We start from the raw sequence: 24,577 nt of genomic DNA, 5'->3' as shown, positions 1-24,577 counted from the left end.
TTATAAAGTATAAGTCGAAAAATAAACTATAGGAAAAATAAACATTGTCAGATCGGTGGTTAATATAAAGGATTGAATTTTGGACAGGGATGTTCCGTATACCGAAAAACAGGAGGATAATATGGTTATACAGCATAACATCGCTGCGGTAAATTCATACAGAAATTATTCTACAAATGAAAAATCATTAAACAAAAATTTAGAGAAACTATCATCCGGTTATAAGATCAACAGAGCAGGTGATGATGCAGCGGGTCTCGCTATCTCAGAGTCCATGAGAAATAAGATAAATGCCCTCAATCAGGCAGAGGACAATGCCAATGATGCCATCGGACTAATTCAGACGGCAGAGGGAGCTCTGACAGAAACCCATGCGATGCTTGAAAGAATGACAACACTTGCAACACAGGCCGCGAATGGTACCTATGCGACGGAGAAGAATGAGGGTTATGGAGATCTCACAGCGAGAAACAACATCGCAGCGGAGATAGATGAGCTTAGAGCTGAGATCAACCGTATCGCTTCTACTACAGAGTATAACGGAGTAAGGATACTGACAAACACTAATACGAAACAGTTCCAGATCGGTACTACTTCTTCTGAAATCATGACACTTCAGGGTTCAACTATGGTTACATCAGCTCTTGGCATGACACTTGCAGGACATAAAATTGATGACATCGCAGTTTCTGATGTTTCATCTGCAAACAAAGCTATCGAGATAATAAAGGCTGCTGTCAGTCAGGTATCATCCTACAGGGCTAAATTGGGTGCTAAACAGAACAGACTGGAACATACCATCAATAATCTCAAGATAAATAATGAGAATACAACATCTGCTGAATCGAGAATCCGTGATACAGATATGGCGAAGGAAATTTCGGCTTACACAAAGAATAATATCCTTAATCAGGCGGCGCAGTCTATGCTTGCGCAGGCAAATCAGCAACCTCAGGGTGTTCTTTCACTCCTTCAGGGATAAAATCATAATCATTTTGAGGTGGAGAGGCGGTTGCTTCTTCACCTTTTTTGAGTATATAAAACATGAAGGATAAAGGTGGTTTATATGATATCAGAGTATAATCAGTTTTGTTTCATCATCTGCACCAATGATAGATTGTATCTGGAAGAATGTATGAAGTATATTTCACTTCTGGAAATCCCATATGGATACACGATCGATATACTTACAATAGAGGGGGCAGACTCGATGACATCAGCGTATAACACTGCCATGAGGGAATCTCCTGCAAAATATAAAATATATCTACATCAGGATACGATGATACTAAATAAATACTATTTATATAATATCCTGAAAATCTTCAAAAGTGATGAAGATATAGGAATGATAGGAATGGGAGGCAATGTCCATTTAGAGTCAGATGCTTTGATATCCTGTGATCTGTCAAAATATGTCGGTAACAATATGAATAAAAATATAGAAAAGTACATATCATATAAAATGAAAGATGATGATTATATATATGATGTGGAAGTAATAGATGGATTCATAATGGCAACACAATATGATATCCCATGGAGAGATGACTTATTTGATGGCTGGGATTTTTATGATCTTTCTCAATCCATGGAGTTCCACAGACTTGATTTCAGAGTCGTAGTGCCGGAACAATTCGGGATGGAATGGTGCTTTCATGCAGATGACCTGACTTCAACCCTATATGAATATGAAAAATACAGGAAACTGTTTCAGGATGAATATGCCTATGATCTTCAAAATTATGATCTGGAAAGAAAAGAAGAAAAAATAGATGAAAGAAAATATAAAACTGCACAAAACAGAATAAAACAATATATTTTACTGGAGAATTATTCAAAAGAGTTTAAGAATGATATCAAGAGAATACTCGATAAAGCAGATGATATCATAAAAAAACATGATGTTAATGAGATGAGCAAGTTTGGATATTACATCGACCATGAGATCGTGCCTCAGGCTATATACAGGGTCAGTGTAGATATAAGAAGATTTCATCACACAATTATAGCGCTGAACAATGAACTGGAAAAAGGTCTAAAATCAACAATAGATGATATAAAGGATTTTAAGGATCTTAAAAACAAATATATAAAATGTCAATTCATGCTTAGAAGAATAGAGATGGATCTTCCGGGACAGTATAAAGAAGAAGCGATGGAATTCCTGACGAAGGATACGATATCACCGTTTTATATATCTGTAATATTGGGAAATGAGTATTCCATGTTCAGTCAGACAAAAAGGATCATGACAGAACTATGTCAAAAATATCTCGAGATTGGAGATGTAAAACGTACAAATATAGCTATAGAGCTTTTTAAATGAAATGAAAAAAATCAGAATATCACAGACTATGATCGTCAAAAATGAAGAAAATAATATCAAAAATGCACTATCATGGGGAAAAGAGATATTTTTCGAACAGATAGTAGTTGACACCGGTTCTAGTGACAATACAGTGCAGATAGCAAAGGATTTGGGAGCTAACGTAATGTATTTTCAATGGATAGATGATTTTTCTGCGGCCAAGAATTTTGCTATTGAGCAATGTAAAGGGGACTGGATAGCATTTTTAGATGCTGATGAGTATTTTCTTCCTGAAGATGTAAATAAAATCATTCCGATCCTGAATAAAGCAGAGCAGGAAGATGCTAAGGCGATCAGAACCAGCTATACCAGTATAGATGAGAAAGGTAGATTGATATTTAAATCAACTAGTGTACGTATCTTTAAGAATATTGATAAATTAAGATATAAAAGACGTATTCATGAGTCTTTGAAATATCCGGGATATTTAAAAGAGTATGACGCAACGGATGAATTAAATATCATAACAACCGGATATGAAGAAGAAGTTGCGAAGAAAAAGCAGGCAAGTGGAAGGAACAGAAAGCTTTTATTGATTGAAGTAAAAGAAAATCCCTTTGATCCAGAAATACTGGGTTACCTTGGTGATGAATATACTCTAAACGAAAATGACAGAAAAAAAGCAATAGCACTATATAAAAGCGCAATCAAAAATCTTCCTGAGAACGTGGATGATCATGATACAAGAACAGCGGATACTTTTATAAAACTTATAGTACTTCTCGGTCTGAATGATAAAGAAGAAGAAATAATAGATATTTATAGGACAGCAACAGCAAAGATGCAGAAAAATGCAGATTTTTCCTATCATACAGGGGTTTATTTTTATAATAAAAAGAAATATAAGGAAGCCTATCCATATTTCCGGGAGGCTTTTGATAAACTGGAAAAGTACACAGTAGAAGGTAATTCTGAATATATAATCTGTAATCTTGCAAATGCTTATGCACAATATGGAAAGATACTCCTGGAATTAAAGGATCTTAAAGGTGCAGTTGCAATAGAAAGCAGTGTACTAAAAGAAAACAAAAAAGAATATACAGCTCTTTCTACGATATTACAGGCTTTTTCGGAAAGCAGTGTTGAAGCTAATGAAGTGTTGAAGTTTCTCAGGAAGATCTATGACTTCGATAAATCTTTTGACAAGCTGCTGATACTTCGTGCAGCGAGAGAAACAGAATATAAGAGCATATATAGCTTAGTGTATGAAATGCTGGATAAAAAGGAATTGATGCTTTTAGAAGGTATGTGATGAAATTATCCCAGGCGATGATAGTTAAAAATGAAGAAAGTAACATAGAGAGGGCTTTAAGCTGGGGAAAAGGCATAGTGTCTGAACAAATCGTCATTGATACAGGATCTACAGATAACACAGTGAAAATTGCTGAATCTATGGGAGCGAAGGTCTATCATTTTGAGTGGATAGATGATTTTTCTGCTGCAAAAAATTATGCGATTGAAAAATGCAGCGGAGACTGGATAGCTTTTTTGGATGCTGATGAATATTTTATGAAGGATGCAGATAAAATCCTTAGTACGATTAAAAAAGCAGAGAGAGAAGGGGCATATGTGATCGCAGCGCAGCTTCTGGATCTCAATGATAAAGGAAAAATCATAGGAAGCATGACACAGGCCAGATTGTTCAAAAATCATGAAGGTATAGAATATCAGAAAAGAATACATGAACACTTGTGCAGCAAGAAACCAGTCAAAATCTATGATGCAACGAAAGAATTAAGTATTTTTCACACGGGATACTCTGATTCAGAGCAAAGTAAAAAGAATAAAAGTGAAAAATATAAGATACTGCTGGAAAAAGAAATCATGGACAGACCGGAGGACGCAGATATGTATGGTTATCTGGGGGATATTTATGCCGGCCAACAGGACTATATCAAAGCGGAAGAGTTATATAACACAGCATTAAAATACATGGACAAAGCGAATAGTATAGAATCAGGGAGGAGAGGAACTACACTCAGGAATCTTTTAGTTATACTTGGCGGATATAATTACCGGACTGATGAACTTCTTCATGTATATGAGTTTGCCAGCCGAATACTGCCTCAGGATGCAGATTTTTCTGCCATAGTAGCTGACCATTTTTACAGATATCAGAATTATGAAAAAGCAGCAGTTTTTTTTAAGCATTCACTGGATAGCTATAATAAATTCGGTGCGTTTCTCAAATCTGATTATGTGGATTCTCATATAATTGAAATTCATACAAAACTTTCCAATGCCTATTTTATGAGTGAACAGCCCATAGAAGCGATTAAGATAGCTGTTAAGATATTAAGCTCTGATAAGTATAATGTTGAGAGCTTAAGGATACTGCTATTATCGGTTCAGGAGGCGGAGAAGAAGGGCAATATCGGGTATAGTCAAAATGAAGAATATAAATTACTGGAACGTCTATACGATTTAGATAGCTTAAAGGATAAAGCGTTTATTTATGTTACAGCCAAGAAGCTTGGGGTGATAGGACTGTCAGATATCATTAAATCGCATTGTTCAGCGGAGGAAGCAGGTCTAATTGATAAGATGGATGTTTAAAGATCCGGAGGATGTATATGGGTAGAAAAATCAGACTTTCTCAGGCTATGATAGTGAAAAATGAAGAAAAAAATATCGAGAGAGCACTTAGCTGGGGAAAGGGCATAGTTTCAGAACAGATAGTGGTTGACACGGGTTCTGAGGATAAAACCGTTGAGATAGCTGAAGCCATGGGGGCAAAAGTCTATCATTTTGACTGGATAGATGATTTTTCTGCGGCTAAAAACTATGCTATAGAAAAATGCACCGGTAACTGGATAGCATTTCTGGATGCGGATGAATACTTTAACAGTGAAGATGCACGCAAAATATTGGAGTACATAAGAATAACCGAAGATAATGGCGGTGAAGGGATATTTTCCATGCTGATCAATCTAGATGATAAGGGGAAAATCGATAGTAGCGCGTCACATATCAGGATATTTAAAAAACTAAAGAATTTAAGATATAAAAGAAGAATACACGAAGAACTTTGCTATGACGATGGACATGAAATCAAAGTGATGGATGCAACCAAGGCACTTACTATATGGCATACAGGATATCAGACAGACGTATATAGAGAAAAAAAAGCAAGTAAAAGAAATCTTAATCTAATTCTCAAAGAAATTGAAGAGAATCCTGAACAATATGAAATGTATTATTATCTCGGAAATGAATACTGTGGAGCAGACGATTTTGAAAAAGCTGAAGAGGCATATACGAAATACATAGATCATCTTCCTGATGAAATAACAGGTACTGATGCTACAGCAGCGAATGCTTTTCGATATAGATTACACTGCTTATTACAGCAGGGCAAAGAGAATGAAACCATTATTGCTTCATACAAGGATGCAATACAGCGAATAAAAGAGAATGCGGATATTCCTTATGCTATGGGTAAAATTTTCTTCAACGCCGGATTCTATAGCGAGGCATATCAGGCTTTTCTAGAAGCTCTGGACAGACTGGAAAAATACGGAACTATAAATAAATCTGAGATTGCCATGCAGAATATCTCTACCATATATGAGCTGCTGTCGGAAGCATGCTTAAAGGTAGGAGATATGAAAAATGCAGTTAAATATTCATCCAGCATTATCTCTGTTAATAAGTATTCTGCAAAAGGACTTGTAGTGTTATTAAGAGCCTTTAAGGGAGAAGGGAAAAATCCGGTTCCTGTAAAGGATGTGATCAATTATCTTTCAAAAATATATGATTTCAATGATGCGAAGGATATATCAATGATTAAAGCAGCTGCAGAAGCAGTCGGTTATGAAGGTATGAGTGAATTCCTAACATGAAGAAAATATTTATCTGTAATCTTTTTAAATATTACACCACGGAATGTGTATGGAAGGGGTTTGAAAAACTGGGATGCAGAGTGGTCTTAAAGGATTATGCAAGTCCTAAAGATAAGTTCCGGGATTCTGAACTGGAATCGAGGCTTTCAAAAGATATAAAAAATGTGGATCCGGAGTTTGTATTTACTGTTAATTACAATCCTATCGTTTCCAGAGCCTGTTATAAAAGTAATGTGAAATATGTTGCCTGGACCTATGATACTCCCATGGATCTTCCGGACACTGATACCATGGATAACCCGACAAATCATATTTTCATCTTTGACCATGGCGAGTACATGAAATACAGGAAACTGGGGTTAAATACGGTATATTATCTTCCTCTTGCGTCAGGATTTTCTGAAACATTTTCCTATCATGTAAGTGATGGATATCTATATGATGTTTCACTGGTGGGAAATCTCTATAAGGCAACATTTCCTTTCTTAAAAGAAAAACTGGATGAGTATCATACAGGTTTTCTGGAAGGAGTGATGACGGCTCAAAGAGGGATATACGGCAGTTATTTTGTCCTTGATCTTCTTAAGGAAAGGCAGAAAGAAGTTAAGGATATCCAAGAGATAACAGGGCTTAATATTTCTGCCGAACAGATTTCGTATTCGCTTGCTGCGTATATGACATATCTAGACAGATTATCTCTTATGGCCATGTTTAGTAAGCGCTTTTCCACAACGCTTTTTACAGGCGGTATGGATGACAGAGAAAAAGAGATAATGAAGGAGCTGAAGGTTCAGCCTAAGGTAGACTACTATAAAGAAATGCCTGAAGTCTTCAGGAGAAGCAGGATAAACCTGAATCCTCCTTTCAGAGCGGTATGGTCTGCCATGCCGCAAAGGGCACTGGATATAATGAGTTCAGGAGGATTTCTCCTTTCCGGCTATACAGTGGAGCTTGATCATTACTTCAAAAACGGTGAGGAGCTTGTGTTGTATGATTCTATAGAGGACGCCGTAGCAAAGGCACAGTTCTATCTTCAACATGAGGAGCTTCGTGAAAAGATAAAGATGGCAGGTTATGAAAAGGTCAAAGAACAATTCAGATATGAGGACAGGCTGAAATCAATCATAGATACTGTAGTAAACTAACGGGAGAATATGATGAAAGTCTTTTTTATCAATATCAGCAGTTTCGGTAATGCAGATTTTGCCGATGCTCTTTTAAGATATGCCCATCAGGGAAAGCCAACAGAGATTTACTATTATGATTTTGAGAATCATGGAGAAAGAAATGATCCTGTTAAAGAAGAGGATATGCTTAAGAGTATAAAAAGGGAGAGTCCGGATTTTGCTTTTTCGTTCAACTACTATCCTATAGTTTCCAAAATATGTCAGAAGGCAGGATTAAAATATATATCATGGGTATATGATAACCCGCACATCGCGCTTTATTCCCATACAGTCATAAACAACTGTAATGAAATTTTTTTGTTTGATTCAGCTATGTATGAGGAGTTTTCATCACAGGGGATCAAAACAGTTCATTATATGCCTCTTGCGGTCAATGTAAGGAGACTTTCAGAAATAGAAGTTAATGCAGAAACATTGGCAAAATACCATTCAGAGGTTTGCTTTTTAGGTTCACTATATACTGAAGAACATAATTTTTATGATCGTATGAAGCCTAAGCTTAATGAATATACCAAAGGATATCTGGAGGGACTCATGAGATCCCAGATGCAGGTTCAGGGATATAATTTTATTGAGAAATGTCTTTACGGTAAGATCATAGATAAAATGTATGAAGCATTGCCGCTTGAACCGAATAGTGATGGTGTAGAAACTAAGGGATATATGTATGCCGATTATGTAATTAACAGGCATATCACCGGAATAGAGAGACTGGAGATATTAAAGCGTATAGCTGAGAAGTGGACTGTGGATCTGTATACAAAGGATGAAACTGTGAAGGCAGATGGGATACGGAATCATGGCATAGCACAGTACTTTGAAATAATGCCTTATGTTTTCAAGTGTGCAGATATCAATCTGAATATTACATTAAGGAGCATACAGAATGGAATACCTCTCAGATGCTTTGATATCATGGGATGTGATTCGTTTTTAATCAGCAATTATCAGGTGGATTTTTTGCGATTTTTCGAACCGGATAAGGACTTTGTATTCTATGAATCACAGAGTGATCTGATGGATAAGATAGAATATTATATTAATGCTCCAGACAGAAGACGAGAAATTGCGGCTAGAGCCTATGAAAAAATAAAAAGGGACCATACTTTCGACATAAGAGTCGGGCAGATCCTGCAGGAAGCAAAGATCTTATGATTGGCAGTAGACATATCATTTATAATAAAGACGGGCATCTCCAATGAAATCAAAATTTCACCGGAGATACTCGTCTTTGTATTCGTTGATAAATTTTTTACGATAGTGATTAAAATTGAAAAGTGATAAAACTTTTCCATCATCATGAAGACACCAGGGGAGATTCTGTTCCGGAACAACCAGTAGATAACCTCTTCTTATGAATTCCATACTTTGTGACATGTCATAGAAGTCCCATCCGTCAAATACATCTTCCCGCCATGGTATGTCAACTGATGTGGCCATCAAAAGTCCGTCTATGGCATGGACAGAATAAACGGGAATTTCGGCATTCCATAGTTCTGATTCATAAGTTGTGTGAATAGTAGAATCAGAGATTACTTTACCTACACGATAAACGTTCCACATAATTGCTTCTTTATCAAGCTTTGGGGCACCTACCATGCCTATCATACCGATGTTTTCATTGAAATGAAAAATATTTATGAGATTCACGAGGAAATATCTATTTAGTATAAATACATCCTGATGCATATAAATTTTATATTTTGCATCAGATGCTTTCATAGCAGCATTGTATCCTGCTGTCATGGACCTGGCCTCTTTAATAGTGATGATATCAATGGCAAAACCTTCGGGTACATAAAGATTGTTTATGTAGATGGTACATTCCTGAAGGAAAAGTTCATTGTTGGTACATATAATAAAGCAGATTAAATGATCATTCATTTTGTTTCCTTTAAATTCTTTTTTTTCAGGCTTTTGAGCTTGTCTATAAGATTAAGGAGTTCACTGTTTTTATTGTTTACAAATTGTAAAAGGATGAGAGCCGGATCATACCGCTCGTTCTGGATGAAATCCATAGCCAGAGTAATATATATATAATCAGGTTTTCCGAGTCTTACTGTAGGATCAGAAAAAGCAGCGTTCACAATGTATGGAGAGACTGTCTGAAGATAGAGATGAGCTTCCTGTTTATATTCATCAGGAAGAGCTGAATTAAGCCGTCGTATCATAAAGATAGTCTTATTATATTTATCAAGCAGTTCGTTACTGTCTGAAACATCATCCCAGAACATAGTCAATTTGACATCATACTCTTTAATCAATGCTTCTTTTATAGATCGTATCCGAAAAGCTGAAGATGAATAGATCAAAGCTTTTTTTTCTTTAGTATCTAATCCTGAAAGTTCGTTAAAATATGAATTCAACGCCGGGAGATCATGAGAAGCTATAAGTGAATCGATATGTGAAAAATATTCATTTAAGAAAATAGTATAGGATTCTTTGCTCTGTTCCATAGCTTCATAAAGCTCCAGTATTTCACTTTTATCTGGCATATATTTGACCTCTAAAACATGAGCCAATAAAAAATATGGTTAATATAAAACAGGGTATCTGTTATAAAACATCAATAACTTACAGCCCACAAAGGACCGCCTGCATCATAGGCTGCCTTAAGTTCCTTTACCAGAAGTTCTGCCGGCCAGGATTTCTCACTGTTGGAAAGCTTTGCAGGATCTGCGATCATAACGCCTCCGTCAGGAGCATTTTCAGTAATGATAACAAAGTGTCCAACATCAGTGAGTGAGCCCTTACCCATGAGAGCCACCAGAACATGACCGGTGGAAAGGAGTTCATGCACTTTTTCGGGTGTACGCTCTTCTACAGATGTACAGATAAGTCCGTAATGTTTAAGAGCGTTTGGAATGAGGCTGTGATAGCTTCCTCCGTGAACCGCATATTCCTTGTTCTCTACAGCCCAGTCAGCTACATCAATAGGAGTTACGGGAGTATCACTGTTGGAAAAGCTGTTGGCAAGCATGGCAACTGTAACAGGGCCACAACCATAGCCACCCATACGGTCTGCACCGGCGATCCTGTATTCTTTCCAGTGAGAGTCACCCTGACTGAAATAGAGCATGGAACCCATGGCAGTGCTTATGATCTGGTTGTAGTCATTATAAACATAATGAAGAATATCAGGCAAAGGTACACCTGAGATGATATCTACCGGCTTTTCTGAGTAAAGCTTTGAAAGATCCGGAGCCTCTGAGGTTGTATCATGCCAATCCAAAAGGGTATTAGCTTTCGTATCGGAATGTCTCTGTACTATGAGGGCTATCTTTGCTGCTTCCACAGCGGCTTTTCGCGCCCTGTATTCGGTGTAGGCATCAACTGGCATATGGAGAGTGGTATAAGCAGTAGTGGCGGCATTCTGACCCGTATCATAGACATCCTGAGGAGTGAAGGGGCGAATGAGATAAGCGATACTGATAGACAGAATGATGGCGGCGATAAATATACCTACTCTTATGAGAAAACCGATCAGAACCTCTTCCTTTGTAAGATGTTCACGCATATAACGGTTTTCTGCCTTCTGTTCAGCAAAATATGATCTTATATCGGCGAGATCATCAGAAATGGAATCGGAAATTTCCATACGTGTTCTGCGCCATGAGCTGAGCTGCTCCTTGAAGGTTTTGGACGTAGCATAGCCTCCGGCAGTATAACTGTCGGGAACATAGGCATCTCTGCGATCATAATTGATTCCATCCCAGGCTTTTTTTCTTGACGCTGATGTATGATAATCCATATTTTACATCCCCATAAAGATAGAAACATAAAGTAATCTATAGAATCGCTTCGCACATCATGCTATAACGATTCATCCACATTTGTCATATTAATAATTTATCGAAAAAAACAGAGGAAAATATAATATTAAGGAGCTATAAAAATATATTATGAATTTAAAAAAGAGGATGAATCTTATTGGGATCCATCCTCTCGAAAAATCTCTTATTTAATTATGCCGAGCTTCTTGTAGATAATAGGCGGTATGTTCATGAGAGAAGCCTGCTGGCAAACAGCTCCGATCTTATATGCCTCCATAGGCATACCGTAAACGACGCAGGATTCCTTATCCTGACCTATGGTGAAGGCTCCGTTCTTACGCATACGCAAGAGTCCGGCTGCACCGTCATTTCCCATTCCTGTAAGGATGACGCCAATGGCATTTTCCTTAACATTCTGAGCTACTGAATTGAAAAGGACATCGACAGAAGGAGCGTGACCGTTAACTCTGTCCTCCTGAGTGACGCTTACAGTATATCCGCTGCCCATCTTCTGAACACGCATCTGATAACCGCCGGGGGCAAGAAGCATGAGACCCTGCTTTACATGGTCTCCATTCTTTGCCTCACGTACCTCCATCTTACATATACGGTTGAGTCTCTCGGCATACATGGCTGTAAAACCTGCCGGCATATGCTGAGTGATAACTACTCCTGGCATATCTGCAGGGAAATTGCGCACAACGCTGAGAATCGCTTCTGTGCCTCCTGTTGAAGCTCCAATGGCGATTATCTTCTGACTGGAATTTACAGGTACTTTCAGATTGGAAGGAGCTGTTTCTTTTAGTACAATACCCTGAGACACTGTCATAGGCTTACTCGTATCCGCTACGTCAGACTGAGGTATACGAACTTTTGAAAATGAAGCAACATAAATCTTATTTCTTAATCTTTCCACAAATGATACAGCCGCATCCTGATCACTGAAATCCGGTTTTTTTACATAGTCTACAGCACCGGAAGCGAGTGCATCAAAAACTCTCAGATTGAGAGTGGAAACGAGTATGACTGGAATAGGATGTTTGGGCAGAAGCTCTTTCAAAAAATCAATACCGGACATACCTGGCATCTCTATATCCAGAGTAACAACATCCGGTTTAATGTCGGGAATCTGTTTCATGGCATCAAAAGCATCTACAGCATGCCCTACTACTTCGAAGCGTTCATCTGCCTTAATGTTATTTATCAAAAAATTACGATAAAGCATAGAATCATCGACTACAAATACTCGAATCTTTTTGTTTGCACCCATATGCGGCAACCCCTTTACACTAAAATGATGTCAAATCTGCGAGGTTTACAAAAAGCCTGCAAAAAATAATTGCTTTTATAATTATATCATGTTTGAAAGATCTGTGTCATACCTTTTGGTATATCGCCGGTAATAAATATTTATACGGACAGGTAGCTTTATTGAGACCTTCAGAATGTCCGATAAAAAGGTAACCGTTAGGATCGGTCACATCATAGAAACGTTTTACCAATGCATCCTTTGTAGGCTGATCAAAATAGATCATAACATTTCGACAGAAGATGAGGTCGAAGGTGTGCTTCCACTTGATAGGGTTCATGAGATTGAAAGTTCTGAACACTACGTTGTTTTTGATAGCAGGAGCTATGGTGTAATTTCCGTCCTGAGTTTTTACAAAATACTTTTTCTGCCAATTCGGAGGAAGCTTTGACAAACTTTCTTCACCGTAAGTAGGATTCATGGCTGAGTTTAGGATGTTCTGGGAGATATCACTGGCAAGGATACGGAGATCCCATTTGCCGGCTTCTGCTCCAAAGAATTCAAGGAGATACATCATGATGGTGTAGGGTTCCTCTCCGGAAGAGCAGCCTGCGCTCCAAATATATACGGCCTTGTCTACAGCATGCTTCTTCTTGATCTCCGGAAGGATAGTGTTCCACAGAAAATCATAATGTTCCTTTTCTCTCAGGAAATAAGTATAGTTTGTGGTGAGCTTGTTAAGCATGGAAACAGTAGATTCCTGATCTTTACCGCTTAGAATGAGCTCAACATAGTCATGGAAGCTTTCATATCCCTCTGCGGTAAGTGAATTGGAAAGACGGCTGACGATCAGCTGTTTTTTCTTACTGAGATCGATACCGTAATTTTTTTGGATATATTTGTATAAACGGTTAAAATCATCATCTGTTAATGTAACCACGGTTGTTCCCCTTTATATGGCAACAGCTACCCGGCGAGACCGGATAGCTGTCTGTTTGAATTGGTTTAGATACTTGCGTTGATAAGCGCATCACAATCAAATGACATTGCAACGGTGCCATCGTCCATATTAAGCATTCCGTTCAGAAGCTTCTTTTGACGTTTCATAGGTATAGGTTTTACAGTATCGAGATCTATATCCACTACCTGACGTACTTTGTCAACGACGATTCCGATAGGAACATTGTCAATATTTAAAATGATGATACATGTCTTGCTGGTATATTCTGTAGCATCAAGTCCCATCAGCAGTCTGATGTCAACAACTGCCAGTACTGAACCTCTCAGATTGATGATTCCCTTTACATAGTCGGGAACCAGCGGGAGAGTTGTTATATACTGGTCTGTGATGATTTCAGTAACATAATCTGTGCTCATGTACATAATCAGATCACCGGACTCGAAGGTGAGACAACGCTGAAGATTCTTTGGATCATCACTGATGTTTTCCTCTGTCTGAGCTACCTGTGTATTAAGTTCATCTGCCATGTCTACTCCTCCTCTCAGGCATTTTCAATGGCTGCATTGTAAACGCCAAGTACATCAAGAATGATACTGATAGTTCCGTCTCCGAGGATCGTACATCCACTGATTCCTCTAGACTTCAGATCAAAGATTGAAACGAACTGAGGAAGCGGCTTAACAACAACCTGCTGCTCACCGATGAGCTCGTCTGCATACAGGCAACAGCTCTTGTCACCGTATTCAACCCATACCATGATACCATCACGCATATCATCATCATGTTTACCATGGATGCAATAGAATTCGTTGAGCTTGACTATCGGATAGAACTCTCCGTCACGATCTATCATCTCATTTCCGTTTTCATCACGAATGATCTCAACGTTATCGATCTTGAAGGATGAACGGATATTGGCGATAGGAATAGTGAAGGTCGTATCGCCTACTGCTACCTTCATACCATCCACGATGGAAAGGGTAAGAGGGATCTTCATGGTCATGGTTGTTCCCTTACCAAGCTCTGAGTCAATGCTGAGAGTGCCTCCAACGGATTCAAGGTTCTTCTTAACTACGTCCATACCAACGCCTCGACCTGAATACTCAGTTACCTGTTTGTTTGTGGAGAAACCGGGCAGCATGATGAGACCGAGAGCCTCCTTCTTGGAGTACTGATCCTTCGGCTTCGTAAGGATGCCTCTTTCCTCACCCTTGTCAAGAAGCTTATCGGGATCCATACCGTAGCCATCATCCTTTACTTCGATGACGACCTCACTAGACGTATGTGTAGCTGAAAGTATCAGCTCACCCTGAGGATCCTTGCCTGCATTGATACGTTCCTGAGCTGTTTCCTCGATACCGTGATCCATGGAATTACGCACGATGTGCATGATAGGATCCTGAATGGCGTCAACGATAGTCTTGTCTACTTCCGTATCTTCACCGATAACTGTCAGGCGTACATCTTTATTAAGCTTGGTCTTCATATCTCTGACGATACGGCTCATCTTCTGGAATACACCGGAGATAGAAACCATTCGAAGGGACATGGATATGTCCTGAAGATCATCCGTAAGCTTACGAAGCTGTCTTGCTGATTTCATGAAGCTGTCCATCTCTTCCTGAGGAAGCTGATTAAGTACAGGAGATGATGTGACCATAGACTCGGTGATAACGATCTCACCTACAAGGTCGTTCAGGGCATCAAGTTTCTGCAGATTGACACTGATAAGACTGGATTTAACAGGACCGTTGCTCTTGGCTGCAGGTTTCTTGTCGCCTGCCGGAGCAGGTGCAGCCGGAGCCGGAGCAGGAGCCTTCGGAACTGGTGCCGGAGCTGCTGCGGCAGGAACCGGAGCCGGAGCAGGTGCAGCCGGAGCCGGAGCAGGTGCAGCAGGAGCCTCGGCTTCGGATTTGTCCTCAGCTTTTGGAGAATCCAAAACATCATAGTTCTTTATGTATGCCTGCTGCTTAAGTCCTTCTTCCGCCATGTTGGCAGTATCCAGAGAATCAAAGGCAAGATAGAAACCATCATCGATGATCACCTTGGCACTATCGGGATTCTGATCCATGTCAGCCGGATAGAAACGGAAATCTATTCCGTTTTCCTTCAGCGCATTTACTATCATAAAGGCACGAAGATTTTCCATGCCTATGCCATCTTCAAGAAATGCATGAATAAATACCTGTGCACTTGGATCATCAGGAAGATTGGAAGCAGCTGCAGGAGCTGCACCGCCGGATGAACCGCCATCTGCTGCAGGAGCTGCATCGCCGGAATCTTCACCTTCCTGCTTCAGTTTCTTAAGGAAAGCATCGATTGCAGCCTGGAATTCACTGATGTTAGGATCAATTTCCTCGCCGGCTTCGACTTTTCCGACTTCTCCTCTGAGATAATCCTCAGATTTGAACATAAGATCAAACAGACCTTTCTTCTGATCCTGATTAAGGAATTCGATACCCTTATCTCTGATGAAGAAGAAAAGATCTTCGATACGATGCGCGATTACGGAGATAGGAGTCAGTTCCATCATCGCACTAGAGCCCTTGATCGTATGCATGATACGGAAAATTTCATTTACGTTGTCTGTTGAGAACTCACCTACTTTTTCGGCTTCCATCAGGATTTCATCCAGACGATCCAAAAGACCATTTGTCTCGAATAGATAGGTATCAAGCATTCCTTCCATTTCTGCATTCATATGTTCTGTACCACCTTTAATTTACAATTTCAACACTACAAGCTATTTCGTCAATAAAAATTTGAAAATAAGAGCAATCTAAGGAAAAACGTGATTACTCCATGTAATTCTAAAAATCAGCTGCAACAGGATATCATGAACAAAAACCAAATGCAACAGATATAAAACCTTAGAAGGTTTTTACCGATTCGCTTAAACGGGAAAAATCATGGGTTATGGACTGAACCATCATCTGATATTCATAGGTAGTTTTTACCAGTTCGATCTGTTCCTGGTCCATATCAACATTGTTTCCGTCAAGACGGGTGGATTCGTTTGTCGTTGTGTGAACTGTTGCAAATGAGCTTTGTATGGCTCGTTCAACACTTTTGCCTGTGGCGGACTTAAGCTGGGCCGCTCGAATGTTCTTTGCCAGGAAGTTCTCAAAAGTAACGTACTTTGATTTGAACCCCGGGGTATCGACATTGGCAATGTTGTTTATGGTGACGTTCTGTCTACCCCAAAGATAGTCCAGGGTGCGCTCTGTCAGATTGACACCATTTCCATATAGATTAAGCATAACGACTCCTTATCGACGTTCCGTCGCTCTGATGGATTCAGATCCTTCTGAATATGATACTTTTCGGTTACCGGTTCGTTACATGTTATGCTGATGATGGTATTCATCAACTTGTCATAGTTATTTGTCGACAGTGGAATGTTTATTTATAAGTGATTGAGATGAAATTTTTATTCGAAAGTGCCACTGCTATATGATTTTTATTTTATTTATACGATAGCAGAGTTTCTTCTTTAATAAAACTGAGATATATGGTGGAAACTTAAAACTTCAAAAAAACTAAAAAAGATTTTTTGTTCTTATAATGGTTTATCTAAACGCCGATATGAAGTTTATGTAACAGGTGCGCGAAATATCAATAAGTGAGGCGTAGTAAAGATGAAACAGAAAAATAATCGTGTAAATGCAGTAAAGAAGGATATGCAGCTCAGTCAGAGATTGTCACTGATCGTAGGTGCTGCTATATTGACGTGTCTTGTCGTTCTTACGACATTCGTATCCATTCTGTCAGGCAAAAAGCTGAATGCTTTTGCGGAAGATGAGTTTTACGCGTATTCAGATTCAAACGTTGCGAAGATAGATGGAATTCTTACCAGAACAAATGAAATATATCATGGCCTTAAGGGAGCCATAAATATCCTGAATGAAGCACAGGATGGTGCAGATGATGCTTTCACATCTGTATGGCAGACGGATTCATTTACCGGAGTTTCATCTGTCAGTGGTACTGCTTTGGGTCTTAAGAGCCGTATAACAGGCAATACTGTAAGACCAAGCCGCTTTGAGGCAGAAAGTGTACTTCTTAGTCAGATGTATCAGGCGGTATCATCCAATGATGATATTTACGGCGTTGGATTCTTTATGGATCCGGGAGCATTTGACGGTGAGCCGGTATATGCTCCTTATATAAGTAAGCCTGATGTTGAGACACATACAGTTGAAAACTTTACTTATGACAGATATTCGGAGTCGGAGTATTATACCAGGGCAAAGAGTGAAGGTTCCAATGGATTTACTGATACTTATACCGATTCTGACGGCGTAAATATGTTTACAGCTTTCTATCCTATTAAGAATGCAGCGGATGAAGTTGTGGGTGTTATCCTTATTGACGTTTACTCAGATGTTTTCAAAATCATCGATGTGGATAATGAAGAATTTCCGTCCATGTACAGTAACGTTATCAATGAAAATGGAACCATCCTTTATTCATCACATACAAATGTTATAGGAAAGAAATTCAAGGATACTGTATCTGAAGAAGCATATGCAACTATCAAGGCAGAGATAGATAAAGGCGGAAGGTTTAATGTTACGACTGCGTCAAGTTCAGGAAAGGTACAGCGTTTCTATGAGCCTTTGAAGATGGGAAAGAAGACCTGGTGGGTACAGACTGCGGTTCCTGTAAAAGAGTATAATGCAGCATCAAATACCATCAGAAATTCCATCATTGCAGCGACAGTTATCATAGTTGTGATCCTGTTTGTTCTGACCTATGGACTTATCAAAAAGAATCTTGCTCCTCTTAAGAAGATCAGTGCTGTTGCTGACAGCGTGGCAAGAGGTGACTTCGAGGTTGATCTCAACTATCACAGCCAGGATGAAATCGGTAATGCTATCCATGGATTGGGAAGCGTAGTTACCAGAATACGGAATATCATTGAAGATCTTCATGACAAACTGGGAGAGATCAGCAGAGGTAATTTCACTGTTGATCTCAGTGACAATGGCAATTATGTGGGAGCTTATGCACCGCTTCTTGAATCAATGCAGTCCATCACCAAACAGCTGAACCAGACCATGCTTGATATTCGTCAGTCTTCAGAACAGGTATCCAGTGGTGCAGAGCAGGTATCTGACGGCGCTCAGGCACTTGCTCAGGGTTCAACAGAACAGGCTTCATCAGTTGAGGAGCTTTCTGCAACCATGAATGAGATCTCCGACAAGATAAAGGTTACTGCATCCAAGGCTAAGGAAGCCTCGGATCTTGGAGCAGGAGCAGGGCAGGCTGTACAGACCTCCAATGCTAAGATGGCAGAGATGTCAGCTGCCATGGAGGATATCGTTGAAAGATCCAATGAGATCTCTAAGATCATCAAGACTATCGATGATATCGCATTCCAGACCAATATTCTTTCACTTAACGCAGCCATCGAGGCGGCGCGTGCAGGCTCTGCAGGTAAGGGATTCGCGGTAGTTGCAGACGAAGTAGGAAATCTTGCCAAGAAGTCACAGGAAGCTGCGCAGAATACAGCGCTCCTTATCGAAGAGACTATTGAAGCGGTTCAGCGAGGCGGACGTATCTCAGAAGAAACAGCAGAGGCTCTTAATTCTGTAACTGAGAAATCAATAAAGATCACAAATCTTGTTGATGAAATTTCGGTTGCATCCGGTGAACAGGCAAAGGGTGTTGCTCAGGTAACTGAAGGTATCGACCAGATCTCCTCTGTTGTACAGACAAACTCTGCAACTGCACAGCAGTCTGCGGCAGCAGCGGAAGAGCTATCCGGACAGGCTAATATCCTTAATGATCTCGTTAATAAGTTCCAGTTAAAGGGTGTAGCTTCAAACTATAGTGCAAAGAAGAAAAAGGCGGATTATGTGCCACCTGTGATGACGGATGAGAATACAAATGTAGACTATATTCCTGATTCGGCATATAAGAAGGCCAATGTTCCAGTGCCAAAGAAAGTAACAACATCCTCGAGAGACAATTCAAAATCGGATTCAGCTGTAAGTTCTTCAAAGCCGGCACCTAAAGCAAGTGCAGCAAAAACTGCACCTGCAAAGGCTTCAAAGCCTAAGAATGATGCTCCTATTACCGGTGGTGACAGTTTTGTTCCATCGGATATGGATGGAATGGATCTTACCAATGTGGATCCTGCATCACTAAAGAAATATTCGTCACCAAACGGTTCAGATAAGTACTAAACAATTCAATATGTCATTGTAGAAGTGGTATGAGGTAGTGACCCTACTTTATATAAACATCCCCAATGTGAAGGCAACCGCCGTAACGTTCCCCTAAAACGTGGCGGTTGTCCTTTTGTGCCATTAAACTGCAAAAGTAAAAGACTTCCGAGCATTTAGCTACTCGGAAGTCTTTATAATTATTCTTTTTCTGTGTCTTCGTCTTTTTTCTTTTTCTTTCCACCGATCTTAGGAAGTTTGATCTTTGGTGGAGATATCTTAGGAAGCTTGATCTTCGGAATAGGAAGCTTAAAGCCTTTTTTCTTGGGTGGTTCGCTGCCATCCGGCATGGTTTCCTCTCCTTTTGATTTCTTCTTCGCCTTCAGCTTTCTGATAAGTAGCATAGCACCTGCTACGATAACTTCCAGAAGGATGACTGAGAAAAATCCTATCAGGAAAGATATGATGGAGAAGCCACCGGATTTCTTTTCTTCCTCAGCTTCTGTCTCGGATTCTTTTTCGATGATGTTGCCGTTTTCATCGGTTTCTACAGGAATAGTTTCGCCGTTTTCGTTGGTTTCCATATAGACTTCGATAACCGGTGAACCATCCTCATTGGTTTCTACTTCAGTAGACTCCTCAGATTCAGCTTCTGCGGGCTTTTTGCCTTTCTTCGCTTCGGCAGCATTGCTTTCCTCTGCGGCCTTAAGTTCATCATCGCTGGGAGCATTGAATGAGACAGGAGTTCCAGAACCGTTTACTGTAACGAAATCCTGTCCCCAGTTGCCGTTGAACTTTTCTTCCACAACTTCTTTGGCTGTTTTTGCCTGGATCATGGAAAGCTCAGACAGCTTTACGTAACCATCTTTCAGGTCTGCATAATTAACAAATCCCCAGCTCACACCGGACTCATCCGTTGAGTTCTCCAGAACATGAAGTATGGTGTTCTTGGGAATGGGAATGTTGATACTTAAGGAACTGTCTGAAGCCGGCTGCTGGTAGAGCTTAGCTCCTTCTTCTCCGGTGACTATAACATAGTAGGAGTTGTCGGGAGGCGGTTCAGTTGTTTCTTCGATTGTAGATTCTTCCGATTCCGATCCTTCGCCTTCTACGGTCTCTTCTCCCTCCTGGGAGCTTTCTCCTTCGGCTGTTTCGGATTCTTCCTGAGCATCTGGAGCGGCAAAGCTCTGTATCGGATATGATAGCATAGTAGTCGCTGTTCCAATAAGGACCAGCGACATAAGAAGTTTCTTTTTCATAATTCAATTAAGCTTCATTGCTTTTATTAAGAGAAAGAGTAGCTACGATATTCTGAATCTTATTTACAACACGTTCAATTTTACCTGTGGCATCTGAACTTGCGTCGGAAAGTTTTTTTACTTCTTCGGCAACAACAGCGAAACCACGACCGGCCTGTCCAACTCGGGCAGCTTCTATGCTGGCGTTGATAGCTACGATCTTCTGACGTTTCTGGATATCTTTCAAGTTGTTTGTGCTGGTAATGACCTCTTTGACAAGTCCTACAGTCTGACTGAGACCTTCAGCAAGATTCGATAGAACATTACCGTTGGCATAGCTGTAATACTGGGAGAGTACAAAGCTGTCGATCAGTTCTCCAAGCAGCTTAGTGGCAGCAGTTGTATTGATATCGGTATTATCAGATGATTCCGTAACTACAGCCTTTCCGATCACAGAGTCGTTCAATTTTATATCGACATCGATAGTCCTGCCTTGTGCTTCTTCAGTTGCTTCTTCACCATAATCGTCTTCATAGGTCTCTGCAGGTGAAGCGACATCGGCTGAATAATCTGAAGAACCGGATTCATCCTCGATATCTTTTATTTGAACAGTCAAGCCGGTAAGATCAGACCAACTCTTGATGATGGATTCGAGTTCCGACATGTTACAGAATTCGTTGATTTTCATAATTTATGTCTCCTTATATAAAGAAAATATACTTAATTCAGACACGAGAGCTACTATATTGTTCAATAATTACTATATAAATACTCGGCTTATTGGGGTAAATTCATAAGGCATTAACAAAGGTTAGAGAATTTTTATATTTAAATGCTATAAATTTAATTTTATAAAAGGTATTGACAAAATTAAAAAAACCATTATAAAAGTAGTTTCTAGTGATATACATGTTAAAATATAGATTAGTTAGAGTAGCGGAAAGCATCTATGGGTAAATTTATTGAACTTCCTTTAGAGAATGTAAAAGAAGGAATGGTAGTCGGTAAGTCAATAGAGGACAGATACGGACGTCATCTGGTTGAGGGTGGATCCGCGATTACACAATATGCTATCGATGAGCTTGCGGGATATGGCATCCGAACAATTCTCGTTAATCCTACCTTCGAAAATAAAACTGAAAAAACATATACTATGTCAAAGGCTGCGGAATATGTAATCAGAGAATTTCGCAGAAATGACCCTATTACAGTTATTCTGGAGGATTCTGTAAAACAGAGGATCTCAAAGGGAATAGAATACATAAATAAAAATCCTGATTCTTCTGAAGTCGCAAAGACGGCGTACTGGATAACAGAAGAGCTTATGAAAGCCATAATTGACAACGGAGCAGTTGCCATCAATATCAATACACTTAAATGCAGTGATGAGTATACATTTAAGCATAGTGTTGATGTAGCTTCCATAAGTATGATGATAGCAAGAGAACAGAAAAGAAATGATCGTGAGGTATTCGAAATAGGAATGGCCGGTCTTCTTCATGATATAGGAAAGACGAAGATTCCTGGAGAGATCCTGAATAAGCCTGCGAGGCTTACGCCTGAAGAGTTTGAGGTAATGAAGCAGCACAGCTATTTGAGTTATAAAATAGTAGCTACCGATACGGAGATCCCATTTGATGTAAAGGCAGGTATACTGCAGCATCATGAAAAGATGAATGGAAGCGGATATCCTCATGGACTCATAGGTTCGCAGATACATCCTTATGCAAAGATACTTACTGTTGCGGATATTTTTGATGCACTGGTAACAGAAAGACCATACAAAAAGGGTAAATCACCAAGGGAAGCTGTTGAGATGCTTCTGGCAATGAGCGAAGAGCTGGACAAGAATGCACTTCAGAGTTTTATGAGAGTTCTGATCCTTTATCCGGTTGATTCAATTGTAGAGTTGAGTAATGGTGAGACAGCAAGAGTAGTAAGAGCAAATGAGGGATTATCGCTTCGTCCGGTTGTTGTGGGAATCGAAACCGGCAATATTTATGATCTGAGCGCAAAGCAATGTGCCGGTATAGTTATAGTCTGATATGATTTTTTGCATAAAGAAGGATTGAGAAAAAAATTTTATCATGTTAAAATGGACTCGTATTATAAATACGTGTCCATTTTTTTATATGGACAAAATTTTTTCCGGAATTATCCGGAACGTCATATTTCAAAAAGAAGTGAGCTGCTTCACTTCAGTTTTTAAGGGGGATTTTTTAATATGGCAGACAACAAACACGCAAGAACCGGGCTTTGGCTCGGCGGTCAGCCTGCATGGCTGGCAGTTATTTGTATCATTCTCGTACTTGCGCCTATGTACATCACAAAGGCAAGCGACGATGGTCCTAAGATGATCGCAGCTACTACCATGGCTTCAGTACTTGGTATCTGCTTCGGTCTCGCAGTTATTTTTAACGAGCTTGGTGAGAGAATACCTATCTGGAATACATATATCGGTGGCGGTCTTCTTCTTACATTCTTCGGTGTAGCTATCCTTAAGCAGTTTGGTCTCATTCCTGAGGCAGGACTTGATGCTATCAATTCTTTCATTTCTGATGATGCTAACTTCCTTGAGCTGTTCATCATCATGCTGATCTGTGGATCAGTTCTTTCACTCGAGAGAGATATCCTGTTGAAGTCATTTGCAGGTTATATTCCTGCTATCCTCGGTGGTCTGCTTGTTGCAACTATCTTCGGCGGCATCACAGGAGCTATCTTCGGAATTCCTTTTAAGGATACACTTATCAAGTATACACTTCCTATCATGGGCGGTGGAAACGGTGCCGGTGCAGTACCTCTTTCTCAGATTTATGAGCAGGTAACAGGCGACGCAGCAGCAAACTACTATTCATTTGCAATCATCGTTCTTACAATCGCTAACATTTTCTGTATCATCGCATCAGCAGGTCTTAATGCTCTTGGTGAGAAGATTCCTGCTCTTACAGGTGATAAGAAGACTCTTATCCGTGGTTCAGAGAATCTTGTAAGAGATGATGAGAAGGTTTCAACAGATAACACTGACCTTGCAGGTGCTCTTCTTCTTGCATTTGCATGTTTCTCAGTTGGTGAGCTTATGGCAGGAAAGTTCCTTCCTAAGATTGCAGGCGCAGCTATTCATAAGTATGCATACATGATCATCTTCGTAGTTATCCTTGCCGCTACAGGTAAGATTCCTGCAAGAGTACGTGCAGGTGCCAAGAGACTTCAGAGCTTCTTCTCAGGACAGCTTGGTATCATCATCATGGTAGGTATGGGCGCTGATTTCAATCTTGCCGAGCTTTTCAATGCAGTATCTCCATCAAACATCCTTATGGCTCTTATGATCGTTGTTGGTGCAGTTATCGGTTCAGGTGCAGTTGGATACCTTGTTGGTTTCTATCCTATCGATACAGCTATCACAGCAGGTCTTTGCATGGCTAACAGAGGTGGAAACGGTGACCTTGCTTGTCTGGGTGCTGCAGATCGTATGGATCTCATTGCATACTCACAGCTTTCATCACGTCTTGGTGGTGGTATAGTTCTTATCATCGCATCTTTCGTATTCTCATTCATGCTGTAATCCATAGAGCGTTTTTACGTTCTCCGGATTATTCACAAGGGATGATGGATATATAAAATATTGTCAAAACTATACAAGCAGCTGGTTTTGTTATTTTGGAGACACCCTCTTTCGGGTGTCTCTTTTTTATGGAAGAGTGGGCTTCTATATATGTTGTTTTATAAGAAATATACTGATATTAGAGTGATGATGAAATGAACAGCCTTATATGATATAATCCAGCG

General features: G+C 39.8%; 20 protein-coding genes. 10 read left to right on the top strand and 10 right to left on the bottom strand.

Annotated features, from left to right (window positions below; translation table 11 throughout):
* Positions 1–121: 121 nt before the first annotated feature.
* The 7 genes from BXO88_RS08755 to BXO88_RS08725 all read left to right on the top strand — a co-directional run bounded on the left by BXO88_RS08755 (position 122) and on the right by BXO88_RS08725 (position 8,555).
* Positions 122–982, top strand: a complete 861-nt coding sequence (locus tag BXO88_RS08755) for a flagellin N-terminal helical domain-containing protein (protein ID WP_078037366.1) — start codon at positions 122–124, stop codon at positions 980–982.
* A gap of 84 nt (positions 983–1,066) precedes the next feature.
* Positions 1,067–2,329 carry a glycosyltransferase family protein gene (locus BXO88_RS08750; RefSeq protein ID WP_078037365.1) on the top strand — a complete coding sequence of 421 codons (1,263 nt, stop codon included), beginning with the start codon at positions 1,067–1,069 and terminating at the stop codon, positions 2,327–2,329.
* Between the two features lies 1 nt (position 2,330).
* Complete coding sequence (locus BXO88_RS08745) at positions 2,331–3,623, top strand: tetratricopeptide repeat-containing glycosyltransferase family 2 protein (RefSeq protein WP_078037364.1); 1,293 nt, start codon at positions 2,331–2,333, stop codon at positions 3,621–3,623.
* A complete protein-coding gene (locus BXO88_RS08740) occupies positions 3,623–4,927 on the top strand; it encodes a tetratricopeptide repeat-containing glycosyltransferase family 2 protein (protein WP_078037363.1) in 1,305 nt (434 codons plus the stop codon). The genes BXO88_RS08745 and BXO88_RS08740 overlap by 1 nt, the downstream gene beginning before the upstream one ends.
* Positions 4,928–4,974: 47 nt before the next feature.
* The gene (locus BXO88_RS08735) at positions 4,975–6,213 is read left to right on the top strand and encodes a glycosyltransferase (RefSeq protein WP_442944919.1); all 1,239 of its coding nucleotides are present in this window, start codon (positions 4,975–4,977) and stop codon (positions 6,211–6,213) included.
* Positions 6,210–7,358 carry a CgeB family protein gene (locus BXO88_RS08730; protein WP_078037361.1) on the top strand — a complete coding sequence of 383 codons (1,149 nt, stop codon included), beginning with the start codon at positions 6,210–6,212 and terminating at the stop codon, positions 7,356–7,358. The genes BXO88_RS08735 and BXO88_RS08730 overlap by 4 nt, the downstream gene beginning before the upstream one ends.
* 12 nt (positions 7,359–7,370) lie before the next feature.
* Positions 7,371–8,555 carry a CgeB family protein gene (locus tag BXO88_RS08725; RefSeq protein ID WP_168171661.1) on the top strand — a complete coding sequence of 395 codons (1,185 nt, stop codon included), beginning with the start codon at positions 7,371–7,373 and terminating at the stop codon, positions 8,553–8,555.
* A 57-nt stretch (positions 8,556–8,612) separates the two neighbouring features.
* Here the strand turns inward: BXO88_RS08725 and BXO88_RS08720 are convergent, their stop codons facing one another.
* From BXO88_RS08720 to flgB, 8 genes are all read right to left on the bottom strand, one after another.
* On the bottom strand, positions 8,613–9,284 hold the full coding sequence (locus tag BXO88_RS08720) for a glycosyltransferase family protein (RefSeq protein ID WP_078037359.1): 672 nt from the start codon (positions 9,282–9,284) through the stop codon (positions 8,613–8,615).
* Complete coding sequence (locus BXO88_RS08715) at positions 9,281–9,895, bottom strand: hypothetical protein (protein ID WP_078037358.1); 615 nt, start codon at positions 9,893–9,895, stop codon at positions 9,281–9,283. The genes BXO88_RS08720 and BXO88_RS08715 overlap by 4 nt, the downstream gene beginning before the upstream one ends.
* 71 nt (positions 9,896–9,966) lie before the next feature.
* Positions 9,967–11,151, bottom strand: a complete 1,185-nt coding sequence (locus tag BXO88_RS08710; protein WP_078037357.1) for a C39 family peptidase — start codon at positions 11,149–11,151, stop codon at positions 9,967–9,969.
* 206 nt (positions 11,152–11,357) lie between these two features.
* Positions 11,358–12,443, bottom strand: a complete 1,086-nt coding sequence (locus tag BXO88_RS08705; RefSeq protein WP_078037356.1) for a protein-glutamate methylesterase/protein-glutamine glutaminase — start codon at positions 12,441–12,443, stop codon at positions 11,358–11,360.
* Positions 12,444–12,549: 106 nt separating this feature from the next.
* Positions 12,550–13,362, bottom strand: coding sequence for a CheR family methyltransferase (locus BXO88_RS08700; protein ID WP_078037355.1), 813 nt, complete (start codon positions 13,360–13,362; stop codon positions 12,550–12,552).
* 65 nt (positions 13,363–13,427) lie between these two features.
* Positions 13,428–13,910, bottom strand: a complete 483-nt coding sequence (locus BXO88_RS08695; RefSeq protein WP_078037354.1) for a chemotaxis protein CheW — start codon at positions 13,908–13,910, stop codon at positions 13,428–13,430.
* Positions 13,911–13,924: 14 nt separating this feature from the next.
* Positions 13,925–16,084: a chemotaxis protein CheA gene (locus BXO88_RS08690; RefSeq protein ID WP_078037353.1), complete on the bottom strand. Its 2,160-nt coding sequence runs from the start codon at positions 16,082–16,084 to the stop codon at positions 13,925–13,927.
* Between the two features lie 169 nt (positions 16,085–16,253).
* Positions 16,254–16,643, bottom strand: a complete 390-nt coding sequence (gene flgB, locus BXO88_RS08685; protein WP_078037352.1) for a flagellar basal body rod protein FlgB — start codon at positions 16,641–16,643, stop codon at positions 16,254–16,256.
* A 378-nt stretch (positions 16,644–17,021) separates the two neighbouring features.
* Between flgB and BXO88_RS08680 the strand changes: the two genes are divergently transcribed.
* Entirely contained in the window at positions 17,022–19,574 is a 2,553-nt protein-coding gene (locus tag BXO88_RS08680) for a methyl-accepting chemotaxis protein (RefSeq protein WP_078037351.1), read from the top strand.
* Between the two features lie 179 nt (positions 19,575–19,753).
* Here BXO88_RS08680 and BXO88_RS08675 read toward each other — a convergent pair whose 3' ends face one another.
* Entirely contained in the window at positions 19,754–20,812 is a 1,059-nt protein-coding gene (locus tag BXO88_RS08675) for a hypothetical protein (RefSeq protein WP_078037350.1), read from the bottom strand.
* A gap of 7 nt (positions 20,813–20,819) precedes the next feature.
* Positions 20,820–21,479: a methyl-accepting chemotaxis protein gene (locus tag BXO88_RS08670; protein WP_078037349.1), complete on the bottom strand. Its 660-nt coding sequence runs from the start codon at positions 21,477–21,479 to the stop codon at positions 20,820–20,822.
* Positions 21,480–21,740: 261 nt separating this feature from the next.
* Between BXO88_RS08670 and BXO88_RS08665 the strand changes: the two genes are divergently transcribed.
* Both BXO88_RS08665 and BXO88_RS08660 read left to right on the top strand, forming a co-directional pair.
* Positions 21,741–22,835 (top strand): HD-GYP domain-containing protein, encoded by a 1,095-nt coding sequence (locus tag BXO88_RS08665; protein ID WP_078037348.1) that lies wholly within the window; start codon positions 21,741–21,743, stop codon positions 22,833–22,835.
* A gap of 180 nt (positions 22,836–23,015) precedes the next feature.
* Positions 23,016–24,353: a 2-hydroxycarboxylate transporter family protein gene (locus BXO88_RS08660; protein ID WP_078037347.1), complete on the top strand. Its 1,338-nt coding sequence runs from the start codon at positions 23,016–23,018 to the stop codon at positions 24,351–24,353.
* The last annotated feature ends 224 nt before the right edge of the window (positions 24,354–24,577 follow it).

This window comes from Oribacterium sp. C9 (genome assembly GCF_002007235.1).
Lineage (GTDB): Bacteria > Bacillota > Clostridia > Lachnospirales > Lachnospiraceae > Oribacterium.
This window is presented reverse-complemented; position numbering and strand designations above follow the sequence as displayed.

What these genes read in the sequence shown, in the direction of transcription:
- BXO88_RS08755 (WP_078037366.1), top strand. Translation starts at nt 122, where the DNA reads ATGGTTATACAGCATAACATCGCTGCGGTAAATTCATACAGAAATTAT.
- BXO88_RS08750 (WP_078037365.1), top strand. Translation starts at nt 1,067, where the DNA reads ATGATATCAGAGTATAATCAGTTTTGTTTCATCATCTGCACCAATGAT.
- BXO88_RS08745 (WP_078037364.1), top strand. Translation starts at nt 2,331, where the DNA reads ATGAAAAAAATCAGAATATCACAGACTATGATCGTCAAAAATGAAGAA.
- BXO88_RS08740 (WP_078037363.1), top strand. Translation starts at nt 3,623, where the DNA reads ATGAAATTATCCCAGGCGATGATAGTTAAAAATGAAGAAAGTAACATA.
- BXO88_RS08735 (WP_442944919.1), top strand. Translation starts at nt 4,975, where the DNA reads ATGATAGTGAAAAATGAAGAAAAAAATATCGAGAGAGCACTTAGCTGG.
- BXO88_RS08730 (WP_078037361.1), top strand. Translation starts at nt 6,210, where the DNA reads ATGAAGAAAATATTTATCTGTAATCTTTTTAAATATTACACCACGGAA.
- BXO88_RS08725 (WP_168171661.1), top strand. Translation starts at nt 7,371, where the DNA reads ATGAAAGTCTTTTTTATCAATATCAGCAGTTTCGGTAATGCAGATTTT.
- BXO88_RS08720 (WP_078037359.1), bottom strand. Translation starts at nt 9,284, where the DNA reads ATGAATGATCATTTAATCTGCTTTATTATATGTACCAACAATGAACTT.
- BXO88_RS08715 (WP_078037358.1), bottom strand. Translation starts at nt 9,895, where the DNA reads ATGCCAGATAAAAGTGAAATACTGGAGCTTTATGAAGCTATGGAACAG.
- BXO88_RS08710 (WP_078037357.1), bottom strand. Translation starts at nt 11,151, where the DNA reads ATGGATTATCATACATCAGCGTCAAGAAAAAAAGCCTGGGATGGAATC.
- BXO88_RS08705 (WP_078037356.1), bottom strand. Translation starts at nt 12,443, where the DNA reads ATGGGTGCAAACAAAAAGATTCGAGTATTTGTAGTCGATGATTCTATG.
- BXO88_RS08695 (WP_078037354.1), bottom strand. Translation starts at nt 13,910, where the DNA reads ATGGCAGATGAACTTAATACACAGGTAGCTCAGACAGAGGAAAACATC.
- BXO88_RS08690 (WP_078037353.1), bottom strand. Translation starts at nt 16,084, where the DNA reads ATGAATGCAGAAATGGAAGGAATGCTTGATACCTATCTATTCGAGACA.
- flgB (WP_078037352.1), bottom strand. Translation starts at nt 16,643, where the DNA reads ATGCTTAATCTATATGGAAATGGTGTCAATCTGACAGAGCGCACCCTG.
- BXO88_RS08680 (WP_078037351.1), top strand. Translation starts at nt 17,022, where the DNA reads ATGAAACAGAAAAATAATCGTGTAAATGCAGTAAAGAAGGATATGCAG.
- BXO88_RS08675 (WP_078037350.1), bottom strand. Translation starts at nt 20,812, where the DNA reads ATGAAAAAGAAACTTCTTATGTCGCTGGTCCTTATTGGAACAGCGACT.
- BXO88_RS08670 (WP_078037349.1), bottom strand. Translation starts at nt 21,479, where the DNA reads ATGAAAATCAACGAATTCTGTAACATGTCGGAACTCGAATCCATCATC.
- BXO88_RS08665 (WP_078037348.1), top strand. Translation starts at nt 21,741, where the DNA reads ATGGGTAAATTTATTGAACTTCCTTTAGAGAATGTAAAAGAAGGAATG.
- BXO88_RS08660 (WP_078037347.1), top strand. Translation starts at nt 23,016, where the DNA reads ATGGCAGACAACAAACACGCAAGAACCGGGCTTTGGCTCGGCGGTCAG.